Below are 22,197 nucleotides of genomic sequence, written 5' to 3'. Positions count from 1 at the left end.
GAGAAGTAAAAAGCCGGAGCTTGTGGAGCAAGAGCTGTGGGGTGTCTTACTGGCTTATAATCTGGTGAGATATCAGATGATTAAAATGGCGGAACATCTGAAAGGTTACTGGCCGAATCAACTGAGTTTCTCAGAATCATGCGGAATGGTGATGAGAATGCTGATGACATTGCAGGGCGCATCACCGGGACGTATACCGGAGCTGATGCGCGATCTTGCAAGTATGGGACAACTTGTGAAATTACCGACAAGAAGGGAAAGGGCCTTCCCGAGAGTGGTAAAGGAGAGGCCCTGGAAATACCCCACAGCCCCGAAAAAGAGCCAGTCAGTTGCTTAACTGACTGGCATTACTGCATTTGCAGGCCTTTTTCCTTTCATAGCGGCAGCTTATTTCAGCAGATGCCCCATTTTTTCGGCTTTAGTATCCAGATAATGTTCGTTTTTTGGGTTACGGCCGACAATCAGCGGTACGCGTTCCACGATGTTGATCCCGGCTTCGGTCAGGATTTCCACTTTCTTAGGGTTATTGGTCAGCAGGCGGACTTCATCCACGCCCAGTAGTTTGAACATATCGGCGCACAGGGTAAAATCGCGTTCATCAGCGGCGAACCCCAGTTGATGGTTGGCCTCAACGGTGTCGTAGCCCTGATCCTGCAACGCATAAGCGCGGATTTTATTCAGTAGACCAATGTTACGGCCTTCCTGACGATGGTAAAGCAGTACGCCGCGGCCTTCCTCGGCGATATGATTCAGGGCCGCTTCAAGCTGAAAACCGCAGTCACAACGCAAACTGAAAAGTGCGTCACCGGTCAGACACTCCGAATGTACACGCGCCAGGACAGGCAACTGCCCGGAAATATCGCCGAAAACAAGAGCAACGTGATCTTGCCCGGTAGCCAATTCTTCAAAACCCACCATCAGGAAGTCTCCCCATGGAGTTGGCAGCTTGGCTTCTGCCACACGTTTAAGTTGCATGTGAATCTCCGAATTATATTGGCGCACTGCGCACCTTTAGCCTGTTGGCCTTCTGTATAGGTGTATTTTGCCACAATGCACTGAATAACACCTACAAGTGACCATTCCATTGCTGGTTAAACGCACAAATACATCGCTTTTAGCGTGAATGTTATATTTCGGTTATGATTGAGTCGCTTATCTGAAAGGAGAGGACATGCTGTCAATTGTAAAGCGCACAACTGCGGGAGCGGCGATTCTATTGGTGATGCCGCTGGCCATGTGGGTTTCCGGCTGGAGTTGGCAGCCCGGGCAATCTCGCTGGTGGCTCCATTTTCTCTTCTGGTTAACCGAAACGGTTACGCAGCCATGGGGAATTATTACGCATGTGGCGCTGTGCGGCTGGTTTCTTTGGTGCCTGCGTTTTCGCCTGAAAGCGGCGCTGATGCTGTTTGCTATTCTTGGATGCGCAATTCTGGTCGGGCAGGGGTTAAAATCCTTCGTCAAAGAGCGAGTGCAGGAACCGCGTCCTTTCGTGTTATGGCTGGAAAAAACGCACGATGTCCCGGCGAATGAGTTCTACGCTTTAAAGCGCAAAGCGCGGGGAGAACTGGTGAAATCACAGCTCTCCGGGCAGCATGATATTCCTGGTTTTTTACAAAAACATTGGCAAAAAGAGACCGGTTTTGCCTTTCCTTCCGGACACACTATGTTTGCTGCCAGCTGGGCGCTGTTGGGCGTGGGTTTACTGTGGCCACGCAGACGGACATGGACCATTGTTTTCCTGTTAATATGGGCAACCGGGGTAATGGGTAGCCGTTTATTGCTGGGTATGCACTGGCCGCGCGATTTAGTGATCGCAACGTTGATGTCCTGGCTGCTGGTTACGCTGGCAACCTGGTTGGCACAGCGCCTGTGCGGCCCATTAACGCCGCCCACGCAAGAGGTGCCAGAAATTGTCGCCAGAGATCGCGAGACTTGATTTCCGATATTTCGCCCGCAAATCGGAATCTGGCATTATGTAATTTCATTCCACGATGGGCGCTAAAATGATAGCTTATAAGGCTGCGTGCAGTCAGTTGCATAGAAATTCATCGCCTGAACCACATAACGGGATGTAATGTGAAATATTTACTCATTTTCTTACTGGTATTAGCGATTTTTGTCGTATCGATTACGCTTGGTGCGCAAAACGATCAGCAAGTGACATTCAATTATTTGCTCGCGCAGGGCGAATATCGCATTTCTACTCTGCTGGCTGTACTGTTTGCGGCCGGGTTTATTATCGGCTGGCTGATTTGCGGCCTGTTCTGGCTACGCGTACGTGTCTCTCTGGTTCGCGCGGAACGTAAGATCAAACGACTTGAGCACCAGCTTGCTCCCGCCTCTGATGTTCCGGTTGTCTCCGGCACAGCGGCGGTGAAGGAATAATATTTTATGCTGGAGTTGCTTTTTCTGCTGTTACCTGTCGCGGCTGCCTACGGCTGGTATATGGGGCGCAGAAATGCTCAACAAACAAAGCAGGATGAAGCCAACCGGCTGTCACGTGAATATGTGGCCGGGGTTAACCTGTTACTTAGCAACCAGCAAGATAAGGCGGTAGACCTGTTCCTCGAGATGTTGAAAGAGGATACCGGGACCGTCGAAGCCCATCTCACCCTTGGCAACCTGTTCCGCTCGCGCGGTGAAGTGGATCGCGCTATCCGCATACATCAAACGCTGATGGAAAGCGCTTCGCTCACCTACGAGCAGCGGTTGCTGGCCGTGCAGCAACTGGGTCGTGACTATATGGCGGCGGGTCTGTATGACCGGGCCGAAGATATGTTCAACCAGTTGGTTGATGAAACGGATTTTCGCGTCAACGCGCTACAGCAATTGCTGCAAATTTATCAGGCCACCAGTGAGTGGCAGAAAGCGATTGATGTGGCAGAGCGTCTGGTGAAACTCGGTAAAGAGAAGCAGCTTGTCGAGATCGCCCATTTTTACTGTGAACTGGCGCTGCAACAGATGGGCAATGAAGATATGGATCGCGCGATGGGGCTGCTGAAAAAAGGCGCTGCCGCCGATCGCAATAGTCCGCGCGTCTCCATCATGATGGGTCGGGTCTTCATGAGCAACGGAGAGTACGCCAAAGCGGTCGAAACGCTGTTGCGGGTGATCGAGCAGGATAAAGATCTGGTGTGCGAAACGCTGGATATGCTCCAGACCTGCTATCAGCAACTGGGCAAAAAGGACGAGTGGGCAGCATTTCTGCAGCGTTGTGCTGAAGAGAACGTTGGCGCTACTGCGGAACTGATGCTGGCGGAAATTATTGAACAGCGTGATGGGGCTGATGCTGCGCAGAGCTACGTTACCCGACAGCTACAGCGTCATCCGACCATGCGCGTGTTCCACAAACTTATCGATTACCACTTGAATGATGCAGAGGAAGGACGCGCGAAAGAGAGTCTGATGGTGCTGCGTGATATGGTGGGTGAGCAAGTCCGTAGTAAACCGCGCTACCGTTGCCATAAGTGCGGTTTTACGGCATTTACCATTTACTGGCACTGTCCGTCATGCCGGGCGTGGTCAACGGTTAAGCCTATTCGCGGTCTCGATGGGCAGTGATTTTTTAAAAGATCTTATTTTAGTTACAACATACTATTGAGTTTTAACGCTCATCTGTCAGATCTGCGCAGTAACATCGCTTTACAGGTAAAAAATGGGAACTGTTATTTCCAGGCTCCCGCAGGTAGAATGCACGCCGTTTATTCACTTTGCGCCTGTGCGGGTGCCTCATTTCAGAAGGTCTGATCATGACATCTACTCCTTTACCGACTTCCCGCGCTGTGACTGCTTCCCCGGTGGTAGTCGCACTTGATTACGATAACCGCGACAAAGCACTGGCGTTTGTCGACCGCATCGATCCCCGCGATTGCCGCCTGAAAGTGGGCAAAGAGATGTTTACGTTGTTCGGGCCGCAATTGGTACGCGATCTGCAACAGCGTGGTTTTGATATTTTCCTCGACCTGAAATTTCATGATATCCCTAATACCACGGCGCATGCGGTGAAAGCGGCGGCAGACCTCGGTGTGTGGATGGTTAACGTTCACGCCTCTGGTGGGGCAAGGATGATGACGGCGGCGAAAGAGGCGCTATCCTCTTTTGGTTCTGATGCGCCGCTCCTGATCGCTGTTACTGTGTTAACCAGCATGGAAGCTAGCGATTTACAGGATCTGGGCATCAACACTTCACCAGCAGAGTATGCGGAGCGTCTGGCGCGTCTGACGCAGCAGTGTGGCCTTGATGGCGTGGTCTGCTCTGCTCAGGAAGCCGTACGTTTCAAAAGAGAGTTGGGTAAGGCGTTTAAACTGGTGACACCAGGCATTCGTCCTCTGGGCAGTGCGGCGGGCGATCAACGACGGATTATGACGCCGGAAGAGGCGCAGCTTGCAGGCGTTGATTATATGGTAATTGGACGCCCGGTTACGCAATCTGCAGATCCAGCCGCAACCCTGAAAGCCATCAACGCTTCGCTGGGTAAGGGGGCTTAATGAGTGACAACAACAGCCGTCTGGTTTACTCCACGGAAACCGGGCGTATTGACGAACCTAAAACGGCCGCCATACGCCCCAAAAGCGACGGTATTGTACGTATTCAACGCCAGACCAGTGGACGCAAAGGCAAAGGTGTGTGCCTGATCACCGGTATTGATTCCGATGATGAAACACTGGCAAAACTGGCTGCTGAATTGAAGAAAAAATGTGGATGCGGCGGCGCGGTAAAAGACGGTGTAATTGAGATCCAGGGAGACAAGCGAGATTTATTAAAATCGCTGCTGGAAGCCAAAGGAATGAAAGTCAAACTTGCCGGTGGATAAAACAGAAAGGCCGCGATATAAATCGCGGCCTTATTTACACTGCGTAACTCAGACCTGAAAAGAAAGTATATTTATTTTTTTGTTATCGCCGTTTCAATGACCAATTATTTACCAACCTGGTGGCCAATAATACCGCCGACAGCCGCACCACCTAATGTACCCAGCGTGCTACCATCTGTCAGTACAGCACCACCCAGCGCGCCCGCACCTGCACCGATGGCAGTGTTACGAGAACGTTTATCCCAGTGACCGCAGGCGCTAAGGGACATTGCCAGGGTTACGGTGAGAAGCGCGGTGGCCATTTTTTTACTTGTTAACATCATCATACTTTCTCCTGAATTATCGATTCACGGAAAAATGATCTCTTTAAGTATAGAAGCTGTAGCCCGCCTTAAAGCACTTCCGTGAAACCTTGCTGCGCAGGTGTAATACAATCACGTGAGTGATAGTCACTTCCTGTTATATCGCTACTAGTAATTTTACTCTGGGGCAGAAAGGCAGACAGGTAAAAAATCTTAATCAACGCGTCGGAATATTCTCAGATATGAGTGAGATAGCCCGCTTTCGCGGGCGGAAAATTAATCAGTAATACCGGATTTAACAATATCAACGATCAGGCCTGCCTGGAGAAGTTGCTGATGCGCTTCGGAGGAGAGTTTTTCATCGGTAATGACCCGCTGGAAGCGTTCAACCGGGCCAAGTGTATAAGGATGCATCACACCAAATTTGGAACTGTCGGTAAGCACAATCGCCTCGCTGCCTTTTTCCAGCACAGCATTAACAACATCAGTGCGCATCATATCCCGACCAGTAAAACCCGTTTCCGGTTGCCAGCCATCGATACCAATGAATGCTTTACTGAAGTGTACTTGCTGGATGTACTGTCGCGTCAGCGGGCCAACCATGCTTTCACTCTTTTTCTGGTAAATGCCGCCTAGCAGGATCACATCGCATTGCGATTCTTTCAGTAGATGCGCGATATAGCTACTGACAGTAATAATAGTGATGTCGCGCTGTTCGCCTAACTTACGAGCGAGCAGCGCATTGCTGCTGCCGTTTTCAATAAATACGGTTTCACCGGGGCTAACCAGAGAGGCGGCAAAATCCGCCAGCGCACGCTTGACGGTGTAATTACTCATCATGCGCGTTTCAACATCATCGCTATCCAGCGGTACGGCAAAACCGTGTGTGCGGCGCAGATAGTTCTGTTTTTCGAGCATATTCAGATCCTGACGAATCGTGACTTCAGAAACGCCGGTCATGCGGGCCAGATCGGTGACGCTCATCTGGCCTTTATCAATCACTGTTTGCAGAATAATTTGTTGTCGGGAATTCATAGCGTGTCGTTTTAATCAAGTATTGATTCGGACATCACCACTGTGGCAACCGCATCCTGCTGCCGCCTGAGGGTGAAAATAAAGATCAAATTTCCCAGGGCATTTTTGGGGCACCGGAAGAGGAGGACTTGTCGTTGTTGTCGAGATCCACTAATTCCGCTTTCAGGATCTCCAGATTGCGAATTGCAGATTGTGTGTCTCCGCCAACCAGTATGTCCAGAACGGTATCAATCCGGCCGGCAAGGAGTTTAAGGTCAATGTCTGCCATACCTTCACCTATATAGCGAAAAATGAATAAATTAATGATGCAGAAAAGCGTGTAAAAAGAGAAGAAGAAAAACGAAATCTCAAATTCTTATAAACACTCAGCATATATTCATTATGCCACACGCAGCCCGGTTCTGGCGTGGATTAGTCTTGCAGTGCGCGCAATGCGCTTTTCTTACCGGAGGATAAAGCAATGACTGTTATCAACCAGGCTACGTGCAAACTGTTTACTGATAATGAGCGTTTTACGCAACTTTCTGGCTACTATGAAGAGGAGCGACGTACCATATGGATGATGCTGCGCGCCAGGCCGCGCCCTTGCTTCAACCACGCGTTGATTGAAGAGATCATGAATATCTCCTGGCTTGTCAAACGAGCAGGGTTCGCAGTGGATTTCTGGGTAACAGGTTCGCTGGTTCCCGGGATGTACAACACAGGCGGAGATCTACAATTTTTTGTCGAATGCATTAAAAACGGACGACGCGAAGCGCTAAGAGCCTACGCCCGTGCCTGCGTGGACTGCGTCCATGCTGCGTCACGCGGCTTTGACACTGGTGCGATCTCATTGGCTATGGTCGAAGGCAGCGCGCTTGGCGGCGGTTTCGAAGCGGCACTGGCGCACCATTTTCTATTAGCGCAACGAGATGCCCGTATGGGATTCCCGGAGATAGCCTTTAATCTGTTTCCTGGTATGGGTGCCTATTCGCTGGTTGTTCGCCGTTCCGGCATGAAACTGGCGGAAGATCTGATCTACAAAGGCGAGTCGCATACCGCGGAGTGGTACGAAAAGCAGGGGCTGGTGGATCAGGTTTTTGACGTCGGGCAGGGATTTATGGCTGTACGTACTTTTATCGATACGCTCCAGCCCCGTCTGAACGGTGTTCGCGCAATGCTACGTGCAAGGCAGCGGGTACTGCAACTGCCGCGTAGCGAGTTAATGGATATCACGGAAGATTGGGTGGATGCAGCGTTTTGTGTCCAGTCCAAAGATATCGCCTATATGGAACGCCTGGTGCTGTTGCAAAACCGACACATTGCGGTGAGTTTACGTAATGCCAGCTAATGTAGCTTTCGCGCCTGATAGCGCTTAAACCAGCGCTCAAACGCGGCAGCGGTCATCGGTTTGGCAAACAGAAACCCCTGCCGCTCATTGACACCGTTCTTGGTCAGAAAGGCGTCTTCTTTGGCGCTCTCTACCCCTTCGGCAATCACTTGCAAATTCAGTGCCTGCGCCACGGCGACAATCGCACGCACCAGTGATTGCGAAACAGATTGTTTATGAATTTCACGGACAAAAGATTGGTCGAGCTTTAGGGCGTCCAGGGGAAAACGCGCCAGTTGCGACAGAGACGAGTAGCCGGTACCGAAATCATCCAGATGTACCTGCGCGCCTAATGCGCTGAATTGCTGAATAACCGACAGTGCAAGTTCGGCGTTTTCAATCAGGCAGCTCTCTGTCAGTTCGACATCAATAGGGCAGTGTTCAAAATTGAGATCGTGAAGTGCCTGTTTCAGGTCGCTAAAAATCGTTTGGTCGGCAAGCTGGCGCGCTGAAACATTGACCGCGACGCGCAAATTGATCCCTTTGTCTCGCCATTTCGCGAGTTGGCGCACCACCTCCAGCATGACCCAACGCCCTAGCGGAACAATCAGCCCGGACTCTTCCGCATAGGCAATGAAATCCTGCGGTGGGATCAACCCACGTTCCGGTGATTGCCAGCGCACCAGCGCTTCAAGGCTGCGAACTTCTCCGCGCCGGGTCACTTTTGGTTGATAGTGAATAACGAGCTGTTTTTTTTCCAGCGCCCGGCGCAGGTTGGTATCCAGCCAGACATATTCAAAAACACGTTGATTCATTTCCGGCGAGAAGACGCAAAATTTTCCTCGACCGTTCTCTTTGGCGGTATACATTGCCGTGTCGGCATTGCGGATTACGCTTTCACGATCCTTACCATGCTGCGGCGCAAGCGCAATACCTAATGAACACCCCGTGTAAATTTCGATAAGCCCTATACGGAAGGGCTGATGCAGGCGTGTCAATATGCGGGAAGCCATTGCTTCGAGGGTGCTCTGAGAAGTATTCGTCCCCAGCACGATAAACTCATCGCCGCCGAGCCTTGCCAGCACCTGGCCTTCTTCAAGGCAACTCAAAATGGTCAGCGCAACTGCCTGTAATAGTTGATCGCCAAACATGTGGCCATACGCGTCGTTGACTTTTTTGAAGTTATCTAAATCGAGATACACAATCCCGACCTGCGTATCGCCCCGATTGGCAATGGCTTCACTGATCATCTCAAGAATGGCATTGCGGTTAGGTAAACCGGTGATGGTGTCAGTGTTAGCCAGCACCCGCAATCGTTCCTGAGCCCGACGCTCTTCGGTAATATCCGTACCCGAGCAAATCAGGAAGATCTCATTTTTACCGCTGCCGCTGTGGACGAACTTATTGCGAAACAGAAACAAGCGTTGGCCCTTGCGCGTTTTAATCCAGCGCTCCACCTCATAGGATGAACCTTCCGTAAAAAATTGCGTGATATTGCGCCTTGAAGCGATGGCTTCACTGCGGCTCATAAACAGCTTAAAGACATTTTGCCCGATCACTTCTTGCTCTTTCATGCCGGTGTATTCTTCGCTCAATCGGTTAAAGCGCTGAATATTACCGAGGCGGTCGAGGATCACGATCACTGAATTGGCTTCTGAAACAACCTGTTCAGCAAAAGAGAGCCCCTGAACCAGATCGCGGGCGACAGACTGGGTATCGTCCCAGGCTGAAGCAGTGCCAGCCCATTCCCGGCGGGAAATTTTGTGCCCGACCAGATGGATGGAGAACTCTTCACCGTAGAGGGAAATATGTAGGGTTAAGCTGGAGGTAATCACCGTCATTTTGCGGATTTGTTCTGCCTGCTCATCAGTCAGAGACACCACCTGGCAGATATCGGCAGTTTCATCGGGGGCAAAGTGCAGGGCGTTACTATCGGCGCTCAATCGCCAGAATGGGCTATTCGAACCCAAGTAACGAAACAGCATATTCTGTTCCTGCGAGTCTTTCATGCTATCTCCCAACCCTCTAAAAGCGCAGCGGATACTCATTTTATGGACGTAACACCGCCCAGGTTAAAAGGCAATCAGGACGAACGCGCTATATTCCTTGGCATAGCTATTAACGCAAGTCCAGGTGTAAGCATAGCTGGCGTGAAAAATGTATAAATCGGAATGAAACAGTAAGTTGCCTGGATTTATTGTGGCTGTTTTTATCAGTTTGTGGGAGGAAATGAAAAAAAATGTGGGAGGGATCGCAGCGAAAAACGGCCCCTTCGGCAGAGAAGGAGCCGCTGGTGAGGATTTTAAAGAGCCGGGCGGGCGATAATGCTGCGGGTTTCCATGCGCACTTCGGCGATCGTGACATCAATAACATCCGTCACTTTAAACGCCGTTTCGCCTTTGATTTGCACCGTGCCGTTTTCCTGGCTGCAAACCAGCTCATCACGCACAGCGTGAATGAAGGGGGCCGGAATAAACGCGACTGCGCCGTTATCGACCAGGCGCACGCGCATACCACCGCGGCTGACATCGATAATCTCGGCCGCAAAACGAGTGTCTGTACCGGCTTTGTTCTGCAGGAAACGGGCGTACAGCCAGTCACCGACATCGCGTTCTGCCATGCGATTCAGACGGCGACGTTCAGCCATCTGCACCGTGGTTTCGTCCTGCGGACGCTTCGGCGTTTCACCTTTAATAATCGCTTTCAGTAGTCGATGGTTAACCATATCGCCGTACTTACGGATCGGTGAAGTCCAGGTGGCATACGCTTCGAGGCCAAGACCAAAGTGCGGGCCTGGTGCAACGCTGATCTCGGCAAACGACTGGAAGCGGCGAATACGGCTGTCGAGGAAGCCAGACGGTTGAGCATCCAGTTCGCGACGCAGTTTGCAGAAACCTTCCAGCGTCAGCACTTCTTCCGCATCAACATGCATGCCATGGGTTTTCAGCATGGCAGCCAGTTGCTCACTGTTCGCCGGATCAAAACCGAGGTGCACGTTATAAATACCGAAGCCAAGCTTATCGCGCAGAACGCGAGCGGCGCAGATGTTGGCAGCGATCATCGCCTCTTCAACAATGCGGTTCGCAATGCGGCGCGGTTCGGCCACGATATTCAGCACTTCACCTTTTTCACCCAGAACAAAGCGGTAATCCGGGCGATCCTTAAACACTAGCGCGTGCGTCTGACGCCACTGCGAACGAAGCTGGCTTACGCGGTGCAGCAGACGGATCTGCGCGGCGATCGCTTCATTCGCTGGTTGCCATGAACCAGTATTTTCCAGCCAGTCGGACACCTCGTCGTAAACCAGTTTGGCTTTCGATTCGATAGTGGCCGCAAAGAATTCGATATTCTCTTCGATGCTACCTTCGTCATCCAGCGTCATACGGCAAACCAGCGCAGGGCGGATTTCGTTCGCGCGCAGAGAACAGAGATCGTCGGAGAGTTCGCGCGGCAGCATCGGAATATTAAAACCCGGCAGATAGTTAGTGAACGCGCGCACTTTGGCGGAATCATCCAGCTTGCTGCCTTCAGCAATCCACGCGGTAGGATCGGCAATAGCAATGGTCAGTTGCAGCTTGCCGTCGGTGGTCTCCTCCACAAACAGCGCATCGTCCATATCTTCAGTGCTGGCGCTGTCGATAGTGACGAAATCCAGCGCGGTCAGATCGACGCGTTGCAGACCGTCATCGAGCATTTCCGTCGCCACGCCGTTTGGCGCTTCTTTTTCCAGATTGTGACGTGCCAGGGTGACCCACCACGGAACAAAATGGTCTTCCGCAAAGGTAATAAACTGCGTCAGTTCGGCATAGAAGCCGCGATCGCCTTTGAGTGGATGGCGACGCATTTCCGCAACAGCCCAGTCGCCTTCTTTAAAATCATGTTCCACACCGCGAGCCGCGCGGCAGGGAATGGCGTCTTTTAGCAACGGATGATCCGGTACAATGGAAAGACGATCGTCTTTCTTCTGCACTTTACCGACAAAACGGGTCAGAAACGGCTCGACCAGTTCTTCAGGTTCTGCGCTTTCGCGATCTTTATCGCTGTGAATGACGGCGATAATTTTGTCGCCATGCATCACTTTCTTCATCTGCGGCGGCGGAATGAAGTAGCTTTTTTGCGCATCGACTTCCAGAAATCCGAAACCTTTTTCCGTGCCTTTTACAACGCCTTCCGCGCGCGGTGTCTGGGAATGAAGTTGCTGTTTAAGCTGCGCTAGCAGCGGGTTGTCCTGAAACATAGTTATGTATTTTCGTGGCTAAAAGAGCGGCTGACAGTTTTACGCGATTCTGCTGGCTGCGGCAAGCGCTGTTTCAGCAAAATCTGTGTGGGCAAGCGGCGGTGAAGTCGCTTGCCGTTGCGTTATTCCGTCTCAGGGAAGGTGGTTTGCCCGAGGGCGATTTTCAGGCGGTTAAGCCAGCCATTCATGGCGCAACCCATTAGCAGGCTCACCGCTGCCTGGCGGCTGAAACCTTGCTCAACAAGCAGTGAAAAGTGCAATGGGCTAAAGCGGTCGGCAGCGCAAGTAAGCAACTGCACGGACAGGAGCAATGCTTTGATTTGCGGGTTGTCGGCCGTTTCGCGATTAACCTCGCGCTCGCCGCTGCGCAACGCTTGTTCCATCGAACTCTCTTGTGGCGTACGCTGTAGCGCTTCGGCGAAACAACCGACGCTGCCATTAATGCGGGCAGTATAGAGTGCGATAAGCCCGGCGAGCTGTTTATTCGGCGTCGCTCTGGTCAGCTTGTCGCAAATTTCGCCCAGTTCATTTAATTGCAAATGTTCATGTGCCAGCAGCGGGGCGAGCAGGCGCAGTTCCGGCAGCGGTTGCCAGTGAGCCAGCGACTCCATCTGCGGGGCGTTAGCAATGCGCAAATCCACGGCATCAATAGCGGGCTGCCATGTGATACTGGCATTAGCGAACAGCGAAGCATCGGCTTCCTGTTGTATCTCCATGCCTGGGATGACACGCACAGGCTGGCCGAGCACGGCCTGCAACATCGCCAGCACACGGGCCTGGAAAGCGACAAAGCCGATAATTTGCGTGATCACCACCACGTCATACTGCGTTAAACCGACATCTTCTAGCTGCTGCCGCGCACGGGAGTCAATCACTGACGGTGAAGCCGCAAGCTGGCGGGCATATTGCGTGATTTGCGCCAGCCGGTAGTTACTCTCCCGTGAAGAATCCGGGCCAGGTAGCGGTGCGAGTCGCGCTGCATAGTGGTTGCATAACCGTTGAATACCAAAAACCTGCGCCACGGTAAGCGCAGTGCTGAGGCGATCGTAGGTGCTGAAGGTGCGCAGGCGATTAACCGCCACGCGTTGCGGAAAGAGCAGGGCGTAGAGCTTGCGGGCGGGTGTCACAATACCGTCAAGACTGGCTGCCTGGTCTTCAGGCAGGGCGATATCGAGCAGGAAAGGGTCATTTACCGTGGCGGCTTCGGGAACCAGCGGTAGCGCCTGCGCACGGCTGGCACTCGACTGAGTCTCATGGTACCAGTGGTTTTTGCCTTCTGTCCGGCGTCGTTCCATGGTCGTTCCTTGGTCTGAAAGTGGCGATCCGGATTCGACGTCAAGTCTATACGCCGGATCTTTTTTGCTGCTTTATCCTGGCGCATGGTAAGTGAGGGATGAAAGATTGTTAGGTGATAATTAATATCAGAATGGCATATCGAAGGAAAAGCCCCTTCAGAAGAAGGGGCGAGGGGAAATTATTTTATTTCCAGTTCGTTCATCGCAGCGATGTTAAAGCCACCGTCTACGTGAACCACTTCACCGGAGATACCGGCTGAGAGATCAGAGCACAGGAACGCAGCGGAGTTACCCACGTCCTCGATGGTCACAGTGCGGCGAATCGGGGTAACCGCTTCGCAATGCGCCAGCATTTTACGGAAGTCTTTAATACCGGACGCCGCCAGCGTACGGATCGGACCTGCGGAAATACCGTTAACACGAACGCCTTCCGGCCCCATGGCATTCGCCATGTAACGCACGTTCGCTTCAAGAGAGGCTTTAGCCAGACCCATTACGTTATAGTTAGGGATAGCACGCTCAGCGCCCAGGTAGGAGAGCGTCAGCAGCGCTGAGCCCGGATTCAGCATCTGGCGGCAGGCCTTAGCCATTGCAACGAAGCTATAGGAGCTGATGTCGTGTGCGATTTTAAAACCTTCGCGGGTTACCGCGTTGACGTAGTCGCCGTCCAGCTGGTCACCCGGCGCGAAGCCAATAGAGTGAACGAAACCGTCAAATTTCGGCCAGACTTTCGTCAGGTCCGCAAACAGGGCGTCGATACTCTCATCCTTAGCAACATCACATTCCAGAACAATGCTGGAACCCAGCTGGGCGGCAAACTCTTCAACACGGCCTTTCAGCTTGTCGTTCTGGTAGGTGAATGCCAGCTCAGCGCCTTCGCGATGCATTGCCTGTGCGATGCCGTATGCGATGGAGAGTTTGCTGGCGACGCCAGTAACCAGAATGCGCTTACCGGAAAGAAAACCCATAGCTTTAATCCTTATATTCATTGTTGTGGCGAACGTCCTCTTCGTGGGGCGCTCGTCGTTAAAACGCGGCGATTCTATCATGAGTCGCCGAATGAGTTAATCCGACCACTGAATCTCGTCAATCAGCGGTCTTTGCGCCAGGCATCAGCGGTTAATGCTTCGCCAAAATGCCCGGCGATCAAACGTTTCGTTAAATCATGCAGCGGAGAGGCAAGCACATCTGCGGTGCTGCCACGCTCCACCACTTCGCCCTGATGCATGACCAGCACCTGGTCACTAATGTGCTTCATCATCCCGATATGTTGGGTGACATAGATATAAGAGATACCCTGTTTTTCCTGCAATTCCAGCATCAGATTAATTAACTGCGAACGCATCGACATATCCAGCGAGGCCAGTGCTTCATCGGCGATGATCACTTTCGGCCGCAGGATCAGCGCCCGCGCCAGGCCAAGGCGCTGTTTTTGACCTGGAGCCAGCATGTGTGGGTAGTAGCTGACATGATCCGGCAACAAACCCACCATATGCAGCGTTTCCAGAATGCGTTTTTGTCGTGCTTCCGGCTCCAGCTCCGTGTTCAGCCGCAGCGGGAAATCAAGAATTTGCGACAACCGCTGGCGTGGGTTAAGCGATGTTGTGGGATCCTGAAAAATCATGCGAATGCGCTGGCTACGGAAAGTATAGTCACCGTAATGCAGTGGCTGATCGTCAATCACCAGCTCGCCAGAGGAGGGTTCCACCATGCCCGCCAGCATTTTCGCCAGCGTCGATTTTCCGGAACCGTTCTCGCCGATAATCGCCAGCGTCTGCTTTTCACGCAGGGTAAAACTTAACGGCTTAACCGCTTCCACGGTTTGGCGACGGAACCAGCCTGTACGGTAGCGGAAGGTTTTGCTCAGGTTACGCACTTCAAGCAAGGTCTCAACCATCATTCGCTCTCCATATTCAGCGGGAAGTGGCAGGCATAAAGATGGTTTCTCGCACCGGTCAGACGCGGTGTTTCGACGCATTTGCGTTGCGCATATGGACAGCGCGGCCCGAGGCGGCAACCAATCGGCAGTTGCTCAAGCAGTGGAATAGCGCCGGGCATCGTATTGAGACGGCTTTTATGCGGCATCGCGCTGCCAAAATCCGGGATCGCGCGGATCAGCGCCTGCGTATAAGGATGGTGCGGCGTGACCACCAGCTCCTCGCTGGGCGCGGTTTCCACCGTTTGCCCGCAATACATCACATTAATGCGGTCTGCCCATTTGCTCAGCATTTGTAAATCGTGGCTGATCAGCATAATGGTGGTGTTGTTGTTCTGGTTAAGACGGTCGAGCAGGCGGAAGATCTGCGCCTGGGTGGTGGGTTCCATCGCGTTTGTTGGTTCGTCAGCAATAAGCAGGCGCGGCTGGTTAGCCAGCGCGATGGCGATCATCACTTTCTGACACTCGCCTTCGGTCAGCTCATAAGGGAAACTGCGCATCGCATCTTCGTGATCTTTAATCCCGACGCGGTGCAACAGCTCGATAGCCCGGCGTTTACGCCAGCCAAAGCGCTGCCACCAGCGGCCTTTCCACGTCCAGCCGGGAATGTTTTGCATCAACTGCTTACCGATACGCTCTGAGGGATCGAGACAGGATTGCGGCTCCTGGAAAATCATCGACACGTTATGGCCGAGCAGCTTGCGGCGTTCGCGCGCCGAAAGACGCAGCAGGTCGATATCGTCAAAGCGCATACGATCGGCGGTGACGCGCCAGTTATCTTTGGTGACGCCGCAAATCGCTTTCGCGATCAGGCTCTTACCCGAACCGGATTCGCCCACCAGACCGCGAATTTCACCTTCTGCAAGCGTCATGCTGATGCGATCGACAGCTTTAACCCAATCATCGCCGGTTTTCACTTCAATGGTCAGATTGCGGATATCAAGAAGTGGCATTATTCGACTCCTGCCGCGATCGCACGACGGATCCCGTCGCCGAGGATGTTAACCAGCAGCACGCTGATCATAATGGCCGCGCCCGGTAGCATCACAGCCCACGGCGCAACATAAATCAGTTCCAGCGCATCGCCGAGCATTGCGCCCCATTCCGGTGAGGGAAGCTGAGCGCCGAGATCGAGAAAGCCCAGCGCAGCGATATCCAGAATCGCCATCGACAGCGCACGGGTGATTTCCGTCACCATCCCGGCGGTAATATTGGGCAGCACGGCGTACCAAAGGATATTGATTGTTGACGCGCCATCAAGCCGGGCGGCCACCACATACTCTTTCTCCAGTTCGTCATGCACCATGCTGTAGACCGAACGCACCATGCGCGGCAGCAGCGCCAGCCAGACGGCGAACATCGCATGAGTAAGATGTGGGCCGGCAAACGCCACTACAATAATGGCCAGCAGCAGTGTCGGTAGTGATAACAGCGCATCGAGAATATGGTTCAGCACGGCTGAGCGTAACCCGTGCGTGGCGCCCGCAAAAATGCCGAGCACAAGCCCGCACAGCGTGGCGGCCAGCGTGACGATAAATGCAGCGCCAACGGTTGGCGCTGCACCGCTCAACAGACGACTCAGTACATCACGACCCAGATCGTCTGTGCCGAGGAAAAACGACACATCGCCATAGCGCGACCATGATGGCGGTAAAAGCTGATAACCAAGAAACTGCTGATCGATGCCATACGGCGCGAACCAGTGGCCAAAAATACACAGCAGCACCAGCGCGCCGCAGCCATACAGGCCGATCATCGCGGTGGTATCGCCATAAAATTTACGCCAGGCTGTGCGCAGTGTACCGGGCGGGCGTTTTTCGCTGTAAACGCTATCGTAAGGCATACCATTCCTTATGTTTCAACGGGTTAGCTAGCGCACCCAAAATATCCGACAGCACGTTGACAATAATGACCAGCGAGCCAATCACCATCACGCCGGCTGAAATCACCGCATAATCTTGCTGGCGAATGGCATTAATCAACCAGCGTCCAAGACCCGGCCAACTGAACACCATTTCTGTGATCATTGCCAGCGTCAGCATGGTGGAAAATTGCAGCCCAAGACGCGGGATCACCGGCGGCAGGGCATTATGCAGCACATGGCGGCGCAAAATCGTTACGCGTGAAAGACCGCGCGTCGCTGCTGCTTTAATGTAGTTTTTATCGAACACATCAATGGTACTGATTCGCATCAGGCGGATCACTTCCGTCGTTGGCGCTACCGCGAGCGTCATTACCGGCAATACCAGATGGCGCAGAGCGCTTATCATCATCTCATCGCGCCACGGCGAGTCCGAAAGCCAGGCATCAATCAGCGAGAATCCGGTCACTGTTTTTACCTGATAGAGCAGGTCAAAGCGTCCGGACACCGGCAACCAACCAAGGTTGAGCGAAAAGAAAAGCGTTAGCAGTAGCGCCAGCCAGAACACCGGGATGGAAAAACCGAGCAGCGCAATGGCGCTGATCAGCGAATCCTGCCACTTACTACGCATCACCCCGGCGAGCATCCCTACCGGGATACCGATCACCAGCGCGGAACCAAAAGCCAGCAGGCAGAGTTCCATGGTGGCGGGGAACACCTCTTTTAACTGTTCCGAAATAAGTTGGCCGTTAATGCTTGATACGCCAAAATCCCAGTGCAACAGACCGTTAAACCAGAACACCCATGCGTTCCACAATGAGGCACCCTGTAGCGGTGCGTGGGGAGTGAAATAGCTCAGACTGAAGCCGACAAACGTCAGCAAAAAGAGGGTCACCAACAGCAGCAACAGACGACGCAAAGTAAAGATAATCATGGCTTCGACACCTCTTGTTTATCCCGCGAGACCCCGGCAAAAGAGGCGCTGCCAAACGGACTCAGCACCAGTCCTTTAATATCATAGCGATACGCCTGCAAACGCAGTGAGGAAGCCAGCGGCAGCACCGGCAATTCGCGGGCGAGGATCTGCTGGGCTTCATCATAATTATCAATTCGCGCAGCAAGTTGCTGTGACGCAAGCGCTTTTTGCAACACATCGTCGAATTCATGATTACACCAGTGCGCAAAGTTGGTCTGCGAGTTTATTGCTGCACAACTCAGCAGCGGGCGGAAGAAACTATCAGGATCGTTACTGTCTGTCGCCCAGCCTGTGAGCGTTAAATCATGATTCATATCCATCAATCGCGCTTCCTGGAAGCGGCCTTCGACCGGCATGATCACCACTTTAACGCCGACTTGCGCCATATCGGCCTGGATAAGCTCGGCGGTTTTCAGCGGGCTTGGGTTCCAGGGCTGTGAGCTGGCGGGCACCCACAGTTGTAATGTGAGATTTTCCAGCCCCAGCGCTTTTAGCTGTTCGCGCGCCTGAACCGGATCGTACCCGGTTATTTTGGCTTCATTATCATAAGCCCAGGAGGCGCGGGGCAGAATTGACGCTGCCGTTTCCGCTGTGCCGTAGTAGATAGACTGCATCAGGCGTTGGTTATTGATCGACAGCGCCAGCGCGTGCCGTACTTGCGGGTTATCCAGTGGCGGTTTGTTGGTATTAAACGCCAGATAGGCGATATTCATCCCTGGACGCAGCGTCAGGCGCAGCCGTGGATCGTCCCGCAGAATGGTCAATTGACTGGCGGCTGGCCACGCCAGTACATCACACTCGCCGGTCAGTAATTTTGATAAACGGCCCGTTCCGCCGGAGCCTAAATCGACAACCACCTGTTGCATCAGCGGCTTACCGCGCCAGAATTTTTGGTGACGTTGTAACCGAATGTATTGCCCGGCACGATACTCATCAAGCTGATAGGGGCCAGTGCCGATCGGCTGGCGATCGATAAGTTCTTGTCGATCTTTTTTCGCCAGTTCGTCAGCGTATTCTGCTGACATCACGGAGGCATAATGCGTCGCCAGATGCCATAAAAACGAGGCATCTGGTTTTTTCAGGCGAAACTCGACGGTGCGGTTGTCCAGCTTGCGCACGCTGTCGACGGAATCGGCAAATTGCAAACTGTCGAAGTACGGGAAACTATCACCGTTGACGTTATGCCAGGGATGATTACGGTTGAAAATGCGCTGAAAGGTAAACACTACGTCATCGGCATTTAATGCGCGGTGCGGTGTGAACCAGGAGGTGGTCTGAAAGGCAACGTTATCGCGCAGACGAAAACGGTAAGTTGCGCCGTTATCCAGCACTTCCCAGCTTTCCGCCAGCTCCGGCACCAGCCGGTAAGTGTAAGGATCGACGTCCAGCAAGCGATCGTAGAGTTGCGCGGCCAGCGTATCAACAATCAAACCGCTGCTGGCTTTCTGTGGGTTAAAGGTATTGACCTGGCCATTAACGCAATAAACAAAACCGCTGTCGCGAATATCCGCCAGCGGAGCAGGCGTACCTGCCGCATGGGCGATGCCTGCGATCAGGTTTGCGATCAACAGCAGAGAAGAGAGAACCGGACGCATGATTTATTCAACGTGTTTAAATTCATGAACAAAGTGTATCGCACTTGCTATGGCTTCGTACAAATGTCTGCAATCGACTGCTGTTATTGTCGACGATTTCAGCTTATTTGATGCTTTTTCAGCAGCGCACGTAACTGGTGATAGGTCAGCCCCAGCAATTCCGCCGCGCGTTTTTGGTTAAATTTCGCCTGTTGCAGACTCTGCTGTAATAGTTGCTTTTCCTGCTGGTGCTGAAATTGACGCAGATCCAGCGGCAGGGAGACAGGGGTCTTCTCCTCAACCTTCGGCGCGCTCAACGTACGGTTAAACGGATCAAGAATGATGGTATCAAGCGGCTCATCACTGCGCCCATGGCGATATACTGAACGCTCCACCACGTTTTTCAACTCGCGAATATTTCCGGGCCAGGTGTAATGCATCAGCACATCGCGGGCATGATCGGTAAAACCGGGAAACAGTGGCAATTTAAGTTCCCGACACATCTGAATGGCAAAGTGATCGGCCATCAGCATGATATCGCTCTGTCGCTGCCGTAGCGGCGGCAATAGCACCACGTCAAAAGCCAGCCTGTCGAGCAGATCGGCGCGGAAGATGCCGTCCTGCACCATTTGCGGCAGGTCGGCATTGGTAGCGCAGACCAGCCGCACATTCACCTGCAAAGGCTGGCTACCACCCACGCGTTCGAGTTCACCATATTCAATGACCCGCAGGAGTTTTTCCTGTACCAGCATCGGTGCGGTGGCCAGTTCGTCGAGAAACAGTGTTCCGCCATCGGCACGCTCAAAGCGACCAGGATGGCGTTTTTGTGCTCCGGTAAAGGCGCCAGCTTCGTGGCCGAACAATTCGGAATCCAGCAGATTTTCATTCAGCGCCGCGCAGTTAAGTGAGATAAAAGGTCCTTGCCAGCGCGAGGAGAGAAAATGCAGGCGGTTTGCAATCAACTCTTTACCGGTGCCACGCTCGCCGATGATCAGTACCGGTTTATCGATCGGCGCAAGGCGCGAAACCTGTTCCAGCACCTCGATAAAGCTATTGGCCTCACCGAGCAGGTTATCCTTGTATTCTGACATGATGAAATTCGCCATTAGTTGGTTTTATTAACCACTCTAAATGAAAAAATTGCTGTGGTAAAATTATTCAAATCATTAAAAATCAATTAAATAAAAAGCTGGCACGAAGATTGTAATAACAGGGCTATGTAGTCATGTAGCAGGGCCACGCCCGATAACAGAAATAGGAAGAGGAACTGATTATGGGTATTTTTTCTCGTTTTGCCGACATCGTGAACGCCAACATTAACTCGCTGCTGGAAAAGGCGGAAGATCCGCAGAAACTGGTGCGCCTGATGATTCAGGAGATGGAAGATACGCTGGTTGAAGTGCGTTCAACTTCTGCGCGCGCGCTGGCAGAAAAAAAACAGCTGACGCGCCGCATCGAGCAGGCCACCGCCCAGCAGGATGAGTGGCAGGAGAAAGCTGAACTGGCGCTGCGTAAAGATAAAGACGATCTGGCGCGTGCGGCGCTGATCGAAAAACAGAAAGTTACCGCGCTGATTGAGACCCTGGGCCAGGAAGTGACCTTGGTGGATGAAAGTCTGGCACGGATGAAAAAAGAGATTGGCGAGCTGGAAAACAAACTCAGCGAAACCCGTGCTCGTCAGCAGGCGCTTACCCTTCGCCACCAGGCGGCCAGCTCCTCGCGCGATGTGCGCCGTCAACTGGACAGCGGCAAACTGGATGAGGCGATGGCGCGTTTTGAATCTTTCGAACGTCGTATCGATCAGATGGAAGCGGAAGCCGAAAGCCACGGCTTTGGTAAACAAAAATCGCTGGATCAGCAATTTGCCGAGCTGCGTGCGGATGACGAAATCAGCGAGCAATTGGCGCAACTGAAAGCCAAAATGAAACAGGACAACCAATAATAAATAAGGCGGTATCAGAAGATACCGCTTCACTTGCTGTAAGGAGTACACATGAGCACGCTTTTTCTGGCTATACCCCTGACGCTATTCATCCTGTTTGTTCTGCCCGTCTGGTTATGGCTGCATTACAACAATCGCCAGCGCGGCGATCTGAATCAGAACGAGCAGCAGCGGCTCCAGCAACTTTCCGCCGAAGCCGTGCGAATGCGCGAACGTATTCAGGCGCTGGAAGATATTCTTGATGCTGAACACCCGAACTGGAGGGAGCGCTGATGGCAACGTTAGATCTGAACAAAAAATTATGGCGTATCCCGCAGCGCGGCAAACTGGGCGGCGTCTGCGCCGGCATTGCGCAATATCTGGATGTCAAAGTCAAAGTGGTGCGTATCCTGGCGATCCTGGCAATGTTTTTCGGCCTGTTTTTCTTTGTCGTCGCCGCCTATATCGTGCTGTTCTTTGTTCTCGATCCGCTGCCGGATAATTACGCGGAAGAGGAAAGCGTCCCCTCCAGCAGCGAACTGCTCGATACTGTCGATGCTCAATTGGCTGAAGGGGAATATCGCCTGCGTCAGATGGAACGCTATGTCACTTCCGATAGCTTCTCGCTGCGCAGCCGTTTCCGTCAGCTATAAGAGGTAAATCATGAATCGTCACTGGCAACAGGCACGCCAGCATGTCAAACCGGGGTTGAAATTCGCCGGTAAGCTGGTTTTGTTCACCGCGCTGCGTTATGGCCCGGCGGGCGTGGCCGGTTGGGCGGTTAAATCTGTTGCCCGCCGTCCGGCCCGAGTACTGCTGGCATTTGCGCTGGAACCGTTACTGAAACGTGCAGCGGATAAATTTTCTCGCCGCTTTATGGCCGAGAGGCATGTAAAATAAGTGATTTATGGCTTCACCCTAAGGGCAATGCTGCATGG

At 52.8% G+C, this 22,197-nt stretch carries 24 protein-coding genes and 1 pseudogene; 11 read left to right on the top strand and 14 right to left on the bottom strand.

The genetic code is table 11. From position 1 onward, the window contains the following. Nucleotides 1–337, top strand: a pseudogene (locus tag GA0061070_RS05350) (IS4 family transposase); the annotation flags it as partial. Between the two features lie 50 nt (nucleotides 338–387). On the opposite strand, the gene ribA reads toward GA0061070_RS05350, so the two are convergent. Continuing rightward, entirely contained in the window at nucleotides 388–975 is a 588-nt protein-coding gene (ribA, locus tag GA0061070_RS05345) for a GTP cyclohydrolase II (protein WP_007371938.1), read from the bottom strand. 196 nt (nucleotides 976–1,171) lie between these two features. Here ribA and pgpB point away from each other — a divergent pair, with 196 nt between their 5' ends. From pgpB to yciH, 5 genes are all read left to right on the top strand, one after another. Next, nucleotides 1,172–1,936, top strand: coding sequence for a phosphatidylglycerophosphatase B (gene pgpB, locus GA0061070_RS05340; protein WP_090134281.1), 765 nt, complete (start codon nucleotides 1,172–1,174; stop codon nucleotides 1,934–1,936). A gap of 140 nt (nucleotides 1,937–2,076) precedes the next feature. Then, nucleotides 2,077–2,385 carry a LapA family protein gene (locus GA0061070_RS05335; protein WP_007371940.1) on the top strand — a complete coding sequence of 103 codons (309 nt, stop codon included), beginning with the start codon at nucleotides 2,077–2,079 and terminating at the stop codon, nucleotides 2,383–2,385. Nucleotides 2,386–2,391: 6 nt separating this feature from the next. Beyond that, the gene (gene lapB / locus GA0061070_RS05330) at nucleotides 2,392–3,561 is read left to right on the top strand and encodes a lipopolysaccharide assembly protein LapB (protein ID WP_090134279.1); all 1,170 of its coding nucleotides are present in this window, start codon (nucleotides 2,392–2,394) and stop codon (nucleotides 3,559–3,561) included. Nucleotides 3,562–3,749: 188 nt separating this feature from the next. Beyond that, on the top strand, nucleotides 3,750–4,487 hold the full coding sequence (pyrF, locus tag GA0061070_RS05325; protein WP_090134277.1) for an orotidine-5'-phosphate decarboxylase: 738 nt from the start codon (nucleotides 3,750–3,752) through the stop codon (nucleotides 4,485–4,487). Then, nucleotides 4,487–4,813 carry a stress response translation initiation inhibitor YciH gene (gene yciH, locus GA0061070_RS05320; protein WP_090134276.1) on the top strand — a complete coding sequence of 109 codons (327 nt, stop codon included), beginning with the start codon at nucleotides 4,487–4,489 and terminating at the stop codon, nucleotides 4,811–4,813. Before pyrF ends, yciH begins: the two co-directional genes overlap by 1 nt. A gap of 104 nt (nucleotides 4,814–4,917) precedes the next feature. On the opposite strand, the gene osmB is transcribed toward yciH, so the two are convergent. The 3 genes from osmB to yciZ all read right to left on the bottom strand — a co-directional run bounded on the left by osmB (nucleotide 4,918) and on the right by yciZ (nucleotide 6,418). Next, nucleotides 4,918–5,136 carry an osmotically-inducible lipoprotein OsmB gene (gene osmB / locus GA0061070_RS05315; RefSeq protein WP_035885807.1) on the bottom strand — a complete coding sequence of 73 codons (219 nt, stop codon included), beginning with the start codon at nucleotides 5,134–5,136 and terminating at the stop codon, nucleotides 4,918–4,920. A 255-nt stretch (nucleotides 5,137–5,391) separates the two neighbouring features. Beyond that, nucleotides 5,392–6,150 carry a DNA-binding transcriptional regulator YciT gene (yciT, locus tag GA0061070_RS05310; protein WP_090134274.1) on the bottom strand — a complete coding sequence of 253 codons (759 nt, stop codon included), beginning with the start codon at nucleotides 6,148–6,150 and terminating at the stop codon, nucleotides 5,392–5,394. A gap of 85 nt (nucleotides 6,151–6,235) precedes the next feature. Then, the gene (gene yciZ / locus GA0061070_RS05305) at nucleotides 6,236–6,418 is read right to left on the bottom strand and encodes a protein YciZ/DeoL (RefSeq protein ID WP_090134272.1); all 183 of its coding nucleotides are present in this window, start codon (nucleotides 6,416–6,418) and stop codon (nucleotides 6,236–6,238) included. A gap of 192 nt (nucleotides 6,419–6,610) precedes the next feature. On the opposite strand from yciZ, the gene GA0061070_RS05300 reads away from it, so the two are divergent. Then, nucleotides 6,611–7,480, top strand: a complete 870-nt coding sequence (locus tag GA0061070_RS05300; RefSeq protein WP_090134270.1) for a crotonase/enoyl-CoA hydratase family protein — start codon at nucleotides 6,611–6,613, stop codon at nucleotides 7,478–7,480. Here the strand turns inward: GA0061070_RS05300 and pdeR are convergent. The 10 genes from pdeR to pspF form a co-directional block, all read right to left on the bottom strand. Continuing rightward, on the bottom strand, nucleotides 7,477–9,468 hold the full coding sequence (gene pdeR, locus GA0061070_RS05295) for a cyclic di-GMP phosphodiesterase (RefSeq protein WP_090134269.1): 1,992 nt from the start codon (nucleotides 9,466–9,468) through the stop codon (nucleotides 7,477–7,479). The genes GA0061070_RS05300 and pdeR overlap by 4 nt on opposite strands. Before the next feature lie 293 nt (nucleotides 9,469–9,761). Further along, nucleotides 9,762–11,696 (bottom strand): exoribonuclease II, encoded by a 1,935-nt coding sequence (locus GA0061070_RS05290; protein WP_090134267.1) that lies wholly within the window; start codon nucleotides 11,694–11,696, stop codon nucleotides 9,762–9,764. Between the two features lie 122 nt (nucleotides 11,697–11,818). Further along, nucleotides 11,819–12,991 (bottom strand): carboxymuconolactone decarboxylase family protein, encoded by a 1,173-nt coding sequence (locus GA0061070_RS05285; protein WP_090134265.1) that lies wholly within the window; start codon nucleotides 12,989–12,991, stop codon nucleotides 11,819–11,821. A 179-nt stretch (nucleotides 12,992–13,170) separates the two neighbouring features. Then, nucleotides 13,171–13,959: an enoyl-ACP reductase FabI gene (gene fabI, locus GA0061070_RS05280; RefSeq protein WP_090120551.1), complete on the bottom strand. Its 789-nt coding sequence runs from the start codon at nucleotides 13,957–13,959 to the stop codon at nucleotides 13,171–13,173. 122 nt (nucleotides 13,960–14,081) lie between these two features. After that, nucleotides 14,082–14,888 carry a putrescine export ABC transporter ATP-binding protein SapF gene (gene sapF, locus GA0061070_RS05275; RefSeq protein WP_090134297.1) on the bottom strand — a complete coding sequence of 269 codons (807 nt, stop codon included), beginning with the start codon at nucleotides 14,886–14,888 and terminating at the stop codon, nucleotides 14,082–14,084. After that, on the bottom strand, nucleotides 14,888–15,880 hold the full coding sequence (sapD, locus tag GA0061070_RS05270; protein ID WP_090134263.1) for a putrescine export ABC transporter ATP-binding protein SapD: 993 nt from the start codon (nucleotides 15,878–15,880) through the stop codon (nucleotides 14,888–14,890). The genes sapF and sapD overlap by 1 nt, the downstream gene beginning before the upstream one ends. Next, entirely contained in the window at nucleotides 15,880–16,770 is an 891-nt protein-coding gene (gene sapC, locus GA0061070_RS05265) for a putrescine export ABC transporter permease SapC (RefSeq protein ID WP_090134261.1), read from the bottom strand. The genes sapD and sapC overlap by 1 nt, the downstream gene beginning before the upstream one ends. Further along, nucleotides 16,757–17,722 carry a putrescine export ABC transporter permease SapB gene (gene sapB, locus GA0061070_RS05260; protein WP_090134259.1) on the bottom strand — a complete coding sequence of 322 codons (966 nt, stop codon included), beginning with the start codon at nucleotides 17,720–17,722 and terminating at the stop codon, nucleotides 16,757–16,759. The genes sapC and sapB overlap by 14 nt, the downstream gene beginning before the upstream one ends. After that, nucleotides 17,719–19,359: an ABC transporter substrate-binding protein SapA gene (gene sapA / locus GA0061070_RS05255; RefSeq protein WP_090134257.1), complete on the bottom strand. Its 1,641-nt coding sequence runs from the start codon at nucleotides 19,357–19,359 to the stop codon at nucleotides 17,719–17,721. The genes sapB and sapA overlap by 4 nt, the downstream gene beginning before the upstream one ends. A 98-nt stretch (nucleotides 19,360–19,457) precedes the next feature. Next, nucleotides 19,458–20,444, bottom strand: coding sequence for a phage shock protein operon transcriptional activator (gene pspF, locus GA0061070_RS05250; protein ID WP_208598151.1), 987 nt, complete (start codon nucleotides 20,442–20,444; stop codon nucleotides 19,458–19,460). A gap of 167 nt (nucleotides 20,445–20,611) precedes the next feature. Between pspF and pspA the strand changes: the two genes are divergently transcribed. From pspA to pspD, 4 genes are read left to right on the top strand one after another with little or no spacing between them, the layout of a single operon-like run. Further along, nucleotides 20,612–21,280 (top strand): phage shock protein PspA, encoded by a 669-nt coding sequence (pspA, locus tag GA0061070_RS05245; protein ID WP_090134255.1) that lies wholly within the window; start codon nucleotides 20,612–20,614, stop codon nucleotides 21,278–21,280. Nucleotides 21,281–21,331: 51 nt separating this feature from the next. Then, nucleotides 21,332–21,553: an envelope stress response membrane protein PspB gene (pspB, locus tag GA0061070_RS05240; protein ID WP_090134253.1), complete on the top strand. Its 222-nt coding sequence runs from the start codon at nucleotides 21,332–21,334 to the stop codon at nucleotides 21,551–21,553. Continuing rightward, nucleotides 21,553–21,912 carry an envelope stress response membrane protein PspC gene (gene pspC, locus GA0061070_RS05235; RefSeq protein WP_090134251.1) on the top strand — a complete coding sequence of 120 codons (360 nt, stop codon included), beginning with the start codon at nucleotides 21,553–21,555 and terminating at the stop codon, nucleotides 21,910–21,912. The genes pspB and pspC overlap by 1 nt, the downstream gene beginning before the upstream one ends. 10 nt (nucleotides 21,913–21,922) lie before the next feature. Further along, complete coding sequence (pspD, locus tag GA0061070_RS05230; protein WP_090134249.1) at nucleotides 21,923–22,159, top strand: phage shock protein PspD; 237 nt, start codon at nucleotides 21,923–21,925, stop codon at nucleotides 22,157–22,159. The last annotated feature ends 38 nt before the right edge of the window (nucleotides 22,160–22,197 follow it).

It is taken from the genome of Kosakonia oryziphila (genome assembly GCF_900094795.1).
In the GTDB taxonomy this organism is placed as follows: domain Bacteria; phylum Pseudomonadota; class Gammaproteobacteria; order Enterobacterales; family Enterobacteriaceae; genus Kosakonia; species Kosakonia oryziphila.
The sequence above is the reverse complement of the archived record's forward strand: the minus strand, read 5'-3'. Positions and strand labels throughout refer to the sequence as shown.

Bases quoted from the DNA above. Each gene is read 5' to 3' on its own strand.
- ribA (WP_007371938.1), bottom strand. From the start codon at position 975: ATGCAACTTAAACGTGTGGCAGAAGCCAAGCTGCCAACTCCATGGGGA.
- pgpB (WP_090134281.1), top strand. From the start codon at position 1,172: ATGCTGTCAATTGTAAAGCGCACAACTGCGGGAGCGGCGATTCTATTG.
- lapB (WP_090134279.1), top strand. From the start codon at position 2,392: ATGCTGGAGTTGCTTTTTCTGCTGTTACCTGTCGCGGCTGCCTACGGC.
- pyrF (WP_090134277.1), top strand. From the start codon at position 3,750: ATGACATCTACTCCTTTACCGACTTCCCGCGCTGTGACTGCTTCCCCG.
- yciH (WP_090134276.1), top strand. From the start codon at position 4,487: ATGAGTGACAACAACAGCCGTCTGGTTTACTCCACGGAAACCGGGCGT.
- osmB (WP_035885807.1), bottom strand. From the start codon at position 5,136: ATGATGTTAACAAGTAAAAAAATGGCCACCGCGCTTCTCACCGTAACC.
- yciT (WP_090134274.1), bottom strand. From the start codon at position 6,150: ATGAATTCCCGACAACAAATTATTCTGCAAACAGTGATTGATAAAGGC.
- yciZ (WP_090134272.1), bottom strand. From the start codon at position 6,418: ATGGCAGACATTGACCTTAAACTCCTTGCCGGCCGGATTGATACCGTT.
- GA0061070_RS05300 (WP_090134270.1), top strand. From the start codon at position 6,611: ATGACTGTTATCAACCAGGCTACGTGCAAACTGTTTACTGATAATGAG.
- pdeR (WP_090134269.1), bottom strand. From the start codon at position 9,468: ATGAAAGACTCGCAGGAACAGAATATGCTGTTTCGTTACTTGGGTTCG.
- GA0061070_RS05290 (WP_090134267.1), bottom strand. From the start codon at position 11,696: ATGTTTCAGGACAACCCGCTGCTAGCGCAGCTTAAACAGCAACTTCAT.
- GA0061070_RS05285 (WP_090134265.1), bottom strand. From the start codon at position 12,991: ATGGAACGACGCCGGACAGAAGGCAAAAACCACTGGTACCATGAGACT.
- fabI (WP_090120551.1), bottom strand. From the start codon at position 13,959: ATGGGTTTTCTTTCCGGTAAGCGCATTCTGGTTACTGGCGTCGCCAGC.
- sapF (WP_090134297.1), bottom strand. From the start codon at position 14,888: ATGGTTGAGACCTTGCTTGAAGTGCGTAACCTGAGCAAAACCTTCCGC.
- sapD (WP_090134263.1), bottom strand. From the start codon at position 15,880: ATGCCACTTCTTGATATCCGCAATCTGACCATTGAAGTGAAAACCGGC.
- sapC (WP_090134261.1), bottom strand. From the start codon at position 16,770: ATGCCTTACGATAGCGTTTACAGCGAAAAACGCCCGCCCGGTACACTG.
- sapB (WP_090134259.1), bottom strand. From the start codon at position 17,722: ATGATTATCTTTACTTTGCGTCGTCTGTTGCTGCTGTTGGTGACCCTC.
- sapA (WP_090134257.1), bottom strand. From the start codon at position 19,359: ATGCGTCCGGTTCTCTCTTCTCTGCTGTTGATCGCAAACCTGATCGCA.
- pspF (WP_208598151.1), bottom strand. From the start codon at position 20,444: ATGGCGAATTTCATCATGTCAGAATACAAGGATAACCTGCTCGGTGAG.
- pspA (WP_090134255.1), top strand. From the start codon at position 20,612: ATGGGTATTTTTTCTCGTTTTGCCGACATCGTGAACGCCAACATTAAC.
- pspB (WP_090134253.1), top strand. From the start codon at position 21,332: ATGAGCACGCTTTTTCTGGCTATACCCCTGACGCTATTCATCCTGTTT.
- pspC (WP_090134251.1), top strand. From the start codon at position 21,553: ATGGCAACGTTAGATCTGAACAAAAAATTATGGCGTATCCCGCAGCGC.
- pspD (WP_090134249.1), top strand. From the start codon at position 21,923: ATGAATCGTCACTGGCAACAGGCACGCCAGCATGTCAAACCGGGGTTG.